General features: G+C 75.5%; 10 protein-coding genes and 1 pseudogene. 6 read left to right on the top strand and 5 right to left on the bottom strand.

Annotation, left to right across the window (positions count from 1 at the left end; translation table 11 throughout):
* The 4 genes and pseudogenes from ACLIYP_RS26755 to ACLIYP_RS26740 all read left to right on the top strand — a co-directional run.
* Nucleotides 1-246, top strand: a pseudogene (locus ACLIYP_RS26755) (glycoside hydrolase family 6 protein); the annotation flags it as partial.
* A gap of 170 nt (nucleotides 247-416) precedes the next feature.
* A complete protein-coding gene (locus ACLIYP_RS26750) occupies nucleotides 417-1073 on the top strand; it encodes a class I SAM-dependent methyltransferase (protein ID WP_412715668.1) in 657 nt (218 codons plus the stop codon).
* Nucleotides 1074-1095: 22 nt separating this feature from the next.
* Complete coding sequence (locus ACLIYP_RS26745) at nucleotides 1096-2010, top strand: N-acetylmuramoyl-L-alanine amidase (RefSeq protein WP_412715667.1); 915 nt, start codon at nucleotides 1096-1098, stop codon at nucleotides 2008-2010.
* 132 nt (nucleotides 2011-2142) lie between these two features.
* On the top strand, nucleotides 2143-3069 hold the full coding sequence (locus ACLIYP_RS26740) for a DUF5336 domain-containing protein (RefSeq protein ID WP_412715666.1): 927 nt from the start codon (nucleotides 2143-2145) through the stop codon (nucleotides 3067-3069).
* A 109-nt stretch (nucleotides 3070-3178) separates the two neighbouring features.
* Here the strand turns inward: ACLIYP_RS26740 and ACLIYP_RS26735 are convergent, their stop codons facing one another.
* From ACLIYP_RS26735 to ACLIYP_RS26725, 3 genes are all read right to left on the bottom strand, one after another.
* On the bottom strand, nucleotides 3179-4246 hold the full coding sequence (locus ACLIYP_RS26735) for a prenyltransferase/squalene oxidase repeat-containing protein (protein ID WP_412715665.1): 1068 nt from the start codon (nucleotides 4244-4246) through the stop codon (nucleotides 3179-3181).
* Nucleotides 4243-5001, bottom strand: coding sequence for a class I SAM-dependent methyltransferase (locus tag ACLIYP_RS26730; protein WP_412715664.1), 759 nt, complete (start codon nucleotides 4999-5001; stop codon nucleotides 4243-4245). Before ACLIYP_RS26730 ends, ACLIYP_RS26735 begins: the two co-directional genes overlap by 4 nt.
* Before the next feature lie 114 nt (nucleotides 5002-5115).
* The gene (locus ACLIYP_RS26725) at nucleotides 5116-6465 is read right to left on the bottom strand and encodes a glycosyltransferase family 4 protein (RefSeq protein ID WP_412715663.1); all 1350 of its coding nucleotides are present in this window, start codon (nucleotides 6463-6465) and stop codon (nucleotides 5116-5118) included.
* Nucleotides 6466-6772: 307 nt separating this feature from the next.
* On the opposite strand from ACLIYP_RS26725, the gene ACLIYP_RS26720 reads away from it, so the two are divergent.
* Both ACLIYP_RS26720 and ACLIYP_RS26715 read left to right on the top strand, forming a co-directional pair.
* Nucleotides 6773-7393, top strand: coding sequence for a TetR family transcriptional regulator (locus tag ACLIYP_RS26720; protein ID WP_412715662.1), 621 nt, complete (start codon nucleotides 6773-6775; stop codon nucleotides 7391-7393).
* Nucleotides 7394-7549: 156 nt separating this feature from the next.
* Complete coding sequence (locus tag ACLIYP_RS26715) at nucleotides 7550-8155, top strand: LuxR C-terminal-related transcriptional regulator (RefSeq protein WP_412715661.1); 606 nt, start codon at nucleotides 7550-7552, stop codon at nucleotides 8153-8155.
* Nucleotides 8156-8245: 90 nt separating this feature from the next.
* Here the strand turns inward: ACLIYP_RS26715 and ACLIYP_RS26710 are convergent, their stop codons facing one another.
* Nucleotides 8246-10156 (bottom strand): ATP-binding cassette domain-containing protein, encoded by a 1911-nt coding sequence (locus ACLIYP_RS26710; RefSeq protein WP_412715660.1) that lies wholly within the window; start codon nucleotides 10154-10156, stop codon nucleotides 8246-8248.
* A partial coding sequence (locus ACLIYP_RS26705; protein ID WP_412715659.1) for an ATP-binding cassette domain-containing protein occupies nucleotides 10153-10910 on the bottom strand: 758 nt, incomplete at its 5' end. The genes ACLIYP_RS26705 and ACLIYP_RS26710, both read right to left, overlap by 4 nt.

The raw sequence follows: 10910 nt of genomic DNA, 5'->3' as shown, positions 1-10910 counted from the left end.
CCGGAGCGCGCCGGCGGGGAGGACGGCGCGCGCCCGTCGTCCGCGCCGGCTCCCACGCCCGAGGCGAAGCCGTCGAAGCCGCCCCGGGAGAAGGAGCCGGCCGCGCCGGAGCCCGAGACGTCCGCGCCGGACCGCCTCGACGTCCCCGACCGGATCGGCGGCCTCCTCCCCGCCCCCACCGCCACCCCGCCGGCCGGGGACGGCGATCCGGAGTCCGGGGACGCCCCCGTCCTGCGCCTGCCCTGACCGCCGGACGGCCCCGGGGGCCGGCGGCGGACACCGTGCCCCCTGCGCGCGGCCGGGCGGCTCCCGACCCCCCTCACCGGGTCGGCGGCGCGTAGGGCAGCATGGGGCGGCGACACCGGGCCCGGCCAGGCCGGACCGGGCAGGACAGGGCAGGACAGGAGAGCGAACCGATGGACTCCGCAGCGCGGCCGGCACCCGAGGTCGTCGCCGCCTTCGAGGCGGCGAAGGGCTTCATGCCCGCCGACGAGGGACTGGCGCTGTACGCCGCCGCCCGCGACGCGGCGCGGCTGGGGCTGCCGCTGCTGGAGATCGGCACGTACTGCGGCCGCTCCACCATCCTGCTGGCCGACGCCGCCCGCCACGCGGACGGCGACGTGACCGTCCTGACCCTCGACCACCACCGGGGCAGCGAGGAGCAGCAGCCGGGCTGGGAGTACCACGACCCCTCCCTGGTGGATCCCGAGGTGGGGCTGATGGACACCCTCCCCTTCTTCCGCCGCACCCTGCACGCCGCCGGGCTGGAGGAGTACGTCGTCGCGCTCGTCGGCCGCTCGCCGCGGGCGGCGTCGGTGTGGGGCGGGCGGCTCGGCCTGGTCTTCGTCGACGGCGGGCACACCGACGAGCACGCGACGGCCGACTACGAGGGCTGGGTCCCGCACCTGGCCGAGGGCGGGCTGCTCGTCGTCCACGACGTCTTCCCGGACCCGGCCGACGGCGGCCGGGCGCCGTACCGGATCTACCGCCGCGCGCTGGAGTCCGGCGCCTTCGCCGAGGAGCGCGCGGTCCGCTCGCTGCGCGTTCTGCGGCGTACGGGCCCGGGCCTGTAAGGCGCGGCGCTACGATCCGATCATGTCCCTCGGCCGGCGGCTGCCCACCCTCCTCGTGGCCCTCTCGATCGCGCTGCCCGTCTGCCTGGCGGGCGGGCTGGTGTGGCTGTCGGTGCGGGACACGGAGGCCGGCGGCGCGCACGGTGCCCCCGAGGCGCCCGGGCCGTCCGGAGCGTCCCGGGCCTCCTCGCCCGGCCCCTCCCCCGAGAAGCCGGACGGGGAGGGAGGACCGCTGGAGGGCACCGTGGTGGTGCTCGACCCCGGGCACAACCCGGACAACCGCGAGCACACCCGCGAGATCGCGCGCCGGGTCGACGCCGGCACGCACCGCAAGGAGTGCGACACCACCGGCACGTCCACCGACTCCGGCTACGCGGAGGCGTCCTTCACCCTCGACGTCGCCCGCCGAGCCCGCACCCTCCTCGAAGGGCTGGGCGCGGAGGTGGAGTTCACCCATGACGGCGACCGCCCGTACGGGCCGTGCGTGGACGAGCGCGCCCGGGCCGGGAACGAGGCGGGGGCCGACGCGGTGGTCTCGGTGCACGCCGACGGATCGGGCGAGGGCGACCGGGGTTTCCACGTCATCCTCCCGGCGCGGGTGACCGAGGGCTCCGCCGACACCCGGCGGATCACCGGCCCCTCGCGCCGGCTGGGCGAGCACCTCGCCGGCGCCTTCGCCGAGGCGACGGGGTCCGGGCCGGCCGGCTACCTGGGGGGTTCCGCGGCCGAGACCGGCCTGGTCGTCCGCGACGACCTGGCCGGGCTGAACCTCTCCCGGGTGCCGAAGGTCTTCCTGGAGTGCGGCAACATGCGCGATCCGCGGGAGGCCCGGCGGCTGGCCGACCCGCAGTGGCGGCAGCGTGCGGCCCGCGGCATCGCCGAAGGCGTCAGGGCCTTCCTGCTCGGCGAGCGCGACGGCGTGCGAACCGATGGGTGAGCCGGCGGGACGGGCCGGGGCCGGGGTCGGGGCCGGGCGGGAGAACCCGCCGGACTCCGCGGAGCGTCCTTCCGTACGATAGGGCCCGCCCCCGTCTGACCAGACCATGACGAAACCGATTAAGGATATTACGTGAACATCCGCTCGCTCACCCGAAGCGATGGCGCGGTTGTCGGAGCAGCGGTGCTGCTGTTCATCGCCTCGTTCCTCGCCTTCTTCAAGGCCGACGACTGCACCGAGAACTGCACGGTCAGCAGCTGGGAGCCCGCACTCTTCCCGCTGCTGCCGACCGTGACGCTCGCTGCGCTGATCGCGGCCGCCCTGCTCGTCGCCGGGCGGGTGCTGCCCGGCGACCGCAAGGTGGCGGGGCTCGGCCTCGACCAGTGGGGCACCGCGCTGGCGGTCTTCGTCGGCTGGGCGGCACTGTGGTCGGTGTTCGCCACCATCGCACCGGACCCGGAGGACCAGAACCTCAACCGCGGCATCGACCTGGGCGTGGGCGCCTGGCTGACCCTCATCGGCGGCCTGCTCATGGCGGCCTTCGCCGTCCTGGGCAACACCGTGGGCGCGCTCAGGGCCCCGCTGCTGCCGGCCCCCTCCCCGCAGGCCCCGAACCCCTACGGCCCGGGCCCGCAGGCCGGCGGCTACGGCTACCCCGGCGCCCAGCAGGGCCAGCCCGGTCAGCCGATGCAGGGGCAGCCACAGGGCGGTTACGGCTACCCGGGCGGTCCGCAGCCGGGACAGCCCGGTCAGCCGATGCAGGGGCAGCCGATGCAGGGCCAGCCGCACCAGCCGTACGGCGGGGGCCAGCCCGCGCAGCAGCAGGCGGCCCCGGCGGGCGGCGGCGCTCCGGCCGACCCGAACTTCCAGCCGTTCTGGTTCGCCGTGCCGGTCGCCCGGCCGCTGTACGCCGAGGACGGCTCCCCCGCTCCGGTCGCCGAACTGGCCCCGGGCACCTGGTACCTGGCGGTGGAGCAGCGCGGCCAGGCGCTGGTGGCGCAGACGCAGGACGGCCGCCGCGGCGTCCTGCAGGACACCTCGGGCATCCAGCGCGGCTGATCCCCGCGCGGCCGCGCGGCGCACGCGCGAGCAGACACGCGACAGGCCCCGTCCGGTGGCACCGGACGGGGCCTGTCGCACGCACGGCGGGAAGCGGGCCGGCTCCGGCTCAGCAGCAGTCCGGCTCCAGCCCGGCCGGCAGCCCCTCGCCGCCGAAGACCGCCACCGTGGCCTCGTCGCCGCCGAGCGCGGCCACGGCCAGCAGCAGCGAGCCGGCGGTCCAGGAGGTCAGCTCCTCCGGCCAGAAGGCCTCGTCCTCGAAGACGTAGCCGGTCCAGTACAGGCCGTCCTCGGCGCGCAGGTGCTGCATCCAGCGCAGGATCTCCAGCGCCCGGTCGGACTCCCCCATCACCCACAGGGCCAGGGCGAGTTCGGCGCTCTCGCCACCGGTCACCCAGGGGTTGGGCAGAACGCAGCGCACGCCCAGACCGGGGACGACGAAGCGGTCCCAGCCTGACTCGATGCGCTCCTTGGCCGCCGCTCCGGTCACCGCGCCGCCCAGGACGGGGTAGTACCAGTCCATCGAGTAGCGGTCCTTGTCCAGGAATCGCTCGGGGTGGTGGCGCACCGCGTGGCCCAGCCAGCCCAGTGCCAGCTCCCAGTCCGGCTGCGGTTCCTCGCGGTGCTCGGCCAGGGCCAGCGCGCAGCGCAGCGCCTGGTGGATCGAGGAGCAGCCGGTCAGCAGGGCGTCGGTGACGGGGGCGCCGTCGGCCTCCCGCTTCCAGCCGATCTGCCCGCCGGGCTGCTGGAGTTCCAGGACGAACTCCACGGCCGCGTGGACCACCGGCCACATGCGGTCCGCGAAGGTGTCGTCGCCGGTGGCGAGGTAGTGGTGCCACACCCCGACGGCGACGTAGGCGCAGAAGTTGGTCTCCTTGCCCAGGTCGGTGGGGCGGGCCGCGTCCCCGTCGGCGTAGGCGGCGTACCAGGAGCCGTCGTCGTTCTGGTGCTCGGCCAGCCAGAGGTAGGCGGCCTCGGCCCGCGCGTGCTCCCCGGCCGCGTCCAGCGCCATGGCGGCCTCGACGTGGTCCCAGGGGTCGAGGTGGTGGCCGCGGAACCACGGGATCGCGCCGTCCCCGCGCTGGAGGGCGGCGATGCCCGCGACGGTCCGTTCGGCCTGTTCGGCGGTCAGGACGCCGGGCAGGACCAGTCGTTCGGTGCGGCCCGGGCTCGTCACGCCGTCCCCTGACCGGAGACGGCGCCGGCGGGCAGGTGCGGCTTGGTGGCGTAGGCCACGAAGCTCTTGCCCATCACCGGGTTGAGCAGTTCCTCGGCGAGGCGGGTGGCCAGCGGCTTCTTCATGATGTCCCAGACCAGCAGCTTGTGGTAGGCGCGTACCGGCAGCGCGGCGTCGTCGCCGTCCCGGTTCACCCCGAAGGCGCACTTGAGCCACCAGTACGGGGAGTGCAGGGCGTGCGCGTGGTGGGTGCCGTACGGCTTCAGGCCCGCTCCGCGCATCTTCGCCAGCAGTTCGCCGGCGCGGTAGATGCGGATGTGGCCGCCCTCGACCTCGTGGTACGCGTCGGACAGCGCCCAGCAGACCTTCTCCGGTCCGTAGCGCGGCACGGTCACCGCGATCCGGCCGCCGGGGCGCAGTACCCGGACCATCTCGGCCAGGACGCCCTTGTCGTCGGGGATGTGCTCCATCACCTCGGAGATGATCACGGCGTCGAAGCTGTCGTCGGGGAAGGGCAGGGCCAGGGCGTCGCCCTCCATCGCGGTGGCCTCGGCGCCCGCCGGGGCCTCGCCGGCCTCCTTCATGGCGGCGAACCACTTGGCGACCTCGCGGATCTCCTCGGCGTCGCGGTCCAGCGCGACGACGCGGGCGCCGCGCCGGTAGCACTCGAAGGCATGGCGTCCGGCGCCGCACCCCAGGTCCAGGACCCGGTCCCCGGGGGCGAGCGGGAAGCGGGAGAAGTCCACGGTCAGCACTGGTGTCTGCCTTCCTCGGTGCGGTGCGGGTGGTGCGGGTGGTGCGGTGCGCTGTGGTGCGGTGCGCTGTGGTGCGGTGTGCTGTGGTGACGGGCCGGGGGCGGCGGGCGGCGGCTAGCGGGGGGCGGTCGCGGCGGGTCCGCGGGCCTCGACGGCGGCCCGGTAGTGCTCCACCGTGCCGCGGGCGGCCTGTTCCCAGGTGAAGCGGCGCAGCACCCTCTCCCGTCCGGCCGCGCCCAGACGTGCCCGCAGTTCCGCGTCGCCGAGCAGCCTGCCCAGCGCCGCGGCGAGCGCGCCGGCGTCGGCCGGCTCCACCGCCAGGCAGGTCCGGCCGTCGGGGCCGGCGACCTCGGGGATGGCGCCGCCGGTGGTGGCGACCAGGGGGGTGCCGGTGGCCATGGCCTCGGCCGCCGGCAGGGAGAAGCCCTCGTAGAGGGAGGGCACGCAGGCGACCTGCGCGCCGCGCACCAGGTCGGCCAGCTCCCGGTCGCTGATGCCCTTGACGAACTCCACCGCGCCGTCGAGCCCGTAGCGTTCCATCGCCTCGGCCACCGGCCCCTTCTCCGGGCGCTTGCCGACGACGACCAGGTGCGCGTCCGGGTGCTCGGTGCGGACCTTGGCCAGGGCCTCGACGAGGTGGACCAGCCCCTTGAGGGGGACGTCGGCGCTGGAGGTGGTGACGATGCGGCCGGGGATCTCGGGGACGGCCGCGTCGGGCGAGAACAGCCGGGTGTCGGCGCCGATGGGCACGACGTGGACGCGCTCGGGGCGCACTCCGAGGTCCTCGGTGATCTCCCGGCGGGAGGACCCGGAGACGGTCAGCACGGTGGGCAGCCGCCGGGCGACGCGCTTCTGCATACGGGTGAAGCCGTACCAGCGGCGCACCGAGGCCCGGCGTCTCCAGCCCCCGGCGGCGGCCAGGTCCAGGCGGCGGTCGACGGTGATGGGGTGGTGGACGGTGGTGACCAGGGGGAAGCCGAGCCGCTCCAGGCCGAGCAGGCCGTAGCCGAGGGTCTGGTTGTCGTGGACGACGTCGAACTCGCCGCGGCGGGCGGCCAGGTGGCGGCGGGCGCGCAGCGAGAAGGTCAGCGGCTCGGGGAAGCCACCGGTCCACATGGTGGCGACCTCCAGCGCGTCGACCCAGTCGCGGTACTCACCGCGCTTCGGGGTGCGGAAGGGGTCGGGCTGCCGGTAGAGGTCGAGACTGGGCAGGCGGGTGAGGGAGACCTCCCCCGGCAGGCCGTCCTCCTGGTCCAGTACGGGGTAGGGCTGGGCGCCGATCACCTCGACGCGGTGGCCGAGCCGGGCCAGCTCTCGCGACAGGTGGCGCACGTAGACGCCCTGGCCTCCGCAGAACGGGTTCCCCTTGTAGGTGAGCAGTGCGATCCGCAGCGGCCGGCCGCCGTCGGCGGCCTCGCCCGCCAGGGGTCCGGGCGCGGCGCCCCAGGTGGCCTCTGCCGTCACTCACGGCCCCCTTCTCGAAGGTCCTCGCGGCGATTTTCCGCCGGAGCGTAACCGCCGGGGATAATCTGGAACAAGTTTCAAGGATGCCCCGGGCGCGCTCGGCCCGCGCCCCGGACCCGTCCGGCTCCGGGAGCCGTACGGATCCGGCTCGCAAGATTACCGGCCGGTAGAAGTTCCGGGCCGAGCCGGTCCGGGTGATTCACGCCACGGCTCCGTCCTGCGAGGATGCGGTCTTCCGGGCCCCCGGAACGGCCCGGACCCGCGGCGGGAGCCGCCCGGGCCCGACGGGACAGACGGCAGGAGAGACTTGACGGCACATCCCGGCTTCCCCTCCGCCCCGCCGCTCACCGAGCGCCAGGAGGCGCGCCGCCGCCGCATCCTGGCGGCCAGCGCCGGGCTGGCCCGGCGCGGGGGCTTCGGCGCGGTGCAGATGCGCGAGGTCGCCGAGTCCGCGGACGTCGCGCTGGGCACGCTCTACCGCTACTTCCCCTCCAAGGTCCACCTGCTGGTCGCCACCATGCACGACCAGCTGGAGCGGCTGCACGAGACGCTGCACCGGCACCCGCCGAAGGAGCCCGAGCCCGCCGCCCGGGTCGCGGTGACGCTGACGCGCGCCTTCCGCGCGCTCCAGCGGGAGCCGAACCTGGCGGAGGCCATGCTGCGGGCGTTCACCTTCGCCGACCGCTCGGCCGGTGCGGAGGTCGACGCGGTCTCCCGGCTCACCACCGAGATCATCCTGGACGCCGTGGGAGCGCGGGGGGCGCCGACGCCGGAGCGGCTCTCGGCGGTCCGCGTCATCGCCCATACCTGGCATTCGACACTCATCGGATGGCTCTCCGGACGTATTTCGATCGAGCAGGTCCAAGAAGACATCGAAACGGTTTGCACATTGATCGCCGCGGAAACGACCGGTGAAGTGCGCCGGTAGTTCGATCCGGCGGTTCGCGTGCGCCCCAGTCACTCACTGCGCCCCCATTACCAACCGGTACTGGCCGAAACTCTGCGTTATCCAGTGCCATTTACAGGTATTCGTTGACGGGTGTTCGACAAACGTCCCCCGACCAGGGCACTGGAGGATCCGAACGTGATTCAGGTATTGCTGGTGCACCATTTCGGCCTGCTGCGATCCGGCCTGGCAGCGCTGCTCAACGATGCGTCCGACCTGGAGGTACGGGATGTGCCCTGGTCCAGCGATCCCGGCCGGCTCCGGGCCCTGCGGGCGGACGTGTGCGTCGTGGACATGGACGGCCCCGGGGCCCCGGACGTGGCAGGCATGTCGGAACTGTGCCGGCATATGACCTCGGCAAAATGCGGGCTACTGGTTCTGGCCACTCCGGGACGCCCCGGCGCGCTGCGCCGCGCCTATGACGCGCAGGCCCTGGGATTCGTCAACAAGGACGCCACCCCGCAGAAGTTACTCGAGGGGATCCGGCAGGTCGCCGCAGGGAAGAGATACGTGGACGAGTCCCTCGCCCACGACCTGCTGAGGTCCGCCGAGATGCCCCTCACGGCAAGGGAGTTGAGCGTTCTGTCACTGGCCGCGAAAGGCGCGACGGTCTCCGAGATCGCCAGGCGGCTGCACCTCTCGCACGGCACCATACGCAACTACATGTCGGCCATCACCCGTAAGACCGGGGCGCGCAACAGGGTCGACGCCATACGGATATCGCAGGGCGCGGGCTGGGTGTGAGCGTCCGCCGGGCGGTCGCCCGGGCGGGCGCGCTTACGTGTGCGCGGGCGCGTGTGAACGCGCCCGCCCCCGCCCGGCCCGGACGGCCCGTCAGGCCGGGGCGCCCTCGCGGCCCGGCCGGGCGGCGGGCCGTCCGTCGCGGCCGGTGTGCCAGCGCCCCACCAGGTCGCGGTAGAGCGGTGAGCGGCCGAGCAGTTCGCGGTGGCTTCCGGCGGTGGCACGGGCCCCGTCCATCACCAGTACCCGGTCGGCCCGGTGCGCCGAGCTGATCCGGTGCGCGATCACCACCAGCGTGCCGGGCCGGTCCGCGAACGCCCGCTCGGCGCGCGCCTCCGCCTCCGGGTCCAGATGGCAGGTGGCCTCGTCCAGCAGCACCAGGGGCGCGGGCGACAGATGGGCACGCCCCAGCGCGATCAGCTGCCGCTCCCCCTGGGAGAGGGCGGCCGGGTCGACCACCGCGTCCAGTCCGCCCAGCCCGTCGGCCAGCGGGCCGAGCCCGACCGCCGCCACCGACGCGGCCAGCCTCTCCTCCTCCGGGCCGGCACCCGGCCCCCCGTCCGGCATTCCGGCCGGTGTTCCGTCCGGCGGCCCTTCCGGCAGGTCGTCCGGGCACAGGTAGAGCAGGTTCTCGCGGAGGGTGCCGGTGAACACGTACGCCTGCTGCGGGATCAGCACACGCTGCCGCGCCGGCTCGCCCGCGCCCCTGCCGGCGGCGCGGGGAGGGGCGCCGTCCACCAGCACCTCGCCCCGGTCCGGGACGAGCAGGCCCGCCACCAGAGCGGCGAGGGTGGACTTGCCGATGCCGCTGGGGCCCACGACGACCAGATGCTCGCCGGGCTCGACGGTCAGGTCCACCTCGCGCAGCACCGGCTGGGCGCCGGGGCCGTAGGCGAAGGTCACCGAGCGCAGCTCCACCCGGGAGCCGGCCGCGGACCGGGCGGCGGGCAGGGCTGTGGGCAGGGCTGTGGGCGGGGCGGTGGAGGGCTCGGTGGCCGGCTCCGCGGCGGCCGGCGCGCCGTGCGGCGGGTCCTCCCCGACGAGCCGGTCCAGGATCACCAGCAGCCGGGTGCCCGCCGCCCCCAGGGCGCTCATCAGGGTGCGCAGGGCAGGCAGCAGCGACTGGGTCAGATACGTCAGCGCGCCCAGCAGCGCGCCCGCCGTGAGTCCCCGCTCCAGCAACCACGGGGTGGCGAACAGCAGCAGCACGATCGGCAGGTGCCCGGCCACGCCCAGCGCCACGGTGCGGGCGGCGGCCCACCGGGCCAGCGAACGGGCCGCCCCCACCTCGGTGGCGACCAGCGCGTCCGCCTCCCCGGCGGTGCGCCGCTCGGCCCCGCACGCCACGACGTCCCGCAGCCCGGCGGCGACGGCCCCGTAGCGCGTGGAGAGGGCCTCGTCCGCGTCGAGGAAGTCCCGCTGGCGCGCCGCCATCGGCACCAGCGTGGCCGTGAAGAGCAGCAGCCCCAGCACCAGGGGCGGCAGGACCACCAGGAGCAGCAGGGGGTGGAGGGAGGCCAGCCCGGCCAGGGCCCCGGCCGCGGTGAAGACGAAGGAGCGCAGCACCAGCACCAGCCCGGCGAAGCTGTCCCGGGCCAGCTCGGTCTGATGGGTCAGGCGGGAGACGGAGGAGCTGTCCGCCCGGGCCGGCTCGGCCACCGCCCCGTGCAGGGCGCGGGTCACCACCCGGCGCAGCAGCCCGTCGCGCAGCGGCTCCACCAGGTCTGCCAGCCCGCGGAAGACCCCCCGTACGGCCAGGCCGCCGACGACGGTCGCCGCGGCGGCCACCGCCAGCCAGGCCAGCCCCGTCCCGGTGTCGCCTGCCAGGAAGCCGCGGTCCAGGGCCTGGGCCACGCCGTAGCCGACCAGGAAGGTCTGGGCGGACTCCAGCAGCGACCAGCCGCCGAGCCGGACCAGGACGCGCCGCCGGCTCCGCAGGAAGCGCGCGGCGCGCGGCAGCAGACGGCGGGCCGGGCCCGGGGCGGTACGGGCCGCCGGGCTCACCGGGGCCCCTCCGCCGCGACGCGGGCCGCCGGGGTGCCCGGGGCGTCGGGGCCGCCCCCGGCCGCGAACACCGCCCGGTACTCGGGCAGTTCCCACAGCGCCTCGTGCGGTCCGACGGCCCGCACCCGGCCGTCCTCCAGCCATGCCACCAGGTCCGCGCGGGCCGCGGAGGAGACGCGGTGCGCGATCAGCAGCCGGGTGCCGGCCCGCACCCGGTCCGTCAGCGCCCGGCTCACCTGGAGCTCGGTGACGCTGTCCAGGCTGGAGGTGGCGTCGTCCAGCACCAGCAGCCGTCCCGCGTGGGCGAAGGCGCGGGCCAGGCCCAGGCGCTGGAACTCGCCGCCGGACAGCGGCGCTCCGGCGAGCGCGGTGCCGTAACCGGCGGGCAGGCGGCGGACGAAGGCGTCCGCGCTGGCCGCCCGCGCGGCGTCCTCGACGGCGCCGGGGCCCGGGTCGTACGCGCCGAAGGCGACCGCCTCGCCGACGGTGTCCCCGAACAGCGCCGGCCGCTCGAAGGCGTAGCCGACCTCGCGGCGCAGCTCGGCGGAGTCGAGTCCGTCCAGCGGGACGCCGTCGAGCAGCACCCGTCCCTCGTCGGGGTCGGCCAGGCGCCCGGCGAGCGCGGCGAGGGTGGACTTGCCCGAGCCGGACCGCCCCACCACGGCCACCGTGGCGCCGCCGGGCACCACCAGGTCGACGCCGCGCAGCACCTCGCGCCCGCCGCGCACGGCGGTGACGCCGCGCAGCTCCAGCC

Source organism: Streptomyces nanhaiensis (assembly GCF_046614825.1).
Taxonomy (GTDB): Bacteria; Actinomycetota; Actinomycetes; order Streptomycetales; family Streptomycetaceae; genus Streptomyces; species Streptomyces radiopugnans.
This window is presented reverse-complemented; position numbering and strand designations above follow the sequence as displayed.

Bases quoted from the DNA above. Each gene is read 5' to 3' on its own strand.
- ACLIYP_RS26750 (WP_412715668.1), top strand. From the start codon at position 417: ATGGACTCCGCAGCGCGGCCGGCACCCGAGGTCGTCGCCGCCTTCGAG.
- ACLIYP_RS26745 (WP_412715667.1), top strand. From the start codon at position 1,096: ATGTCCCTCGGCCGGCGGCTGCCCACCCTCCTCGTGGCCCTCTCGATC.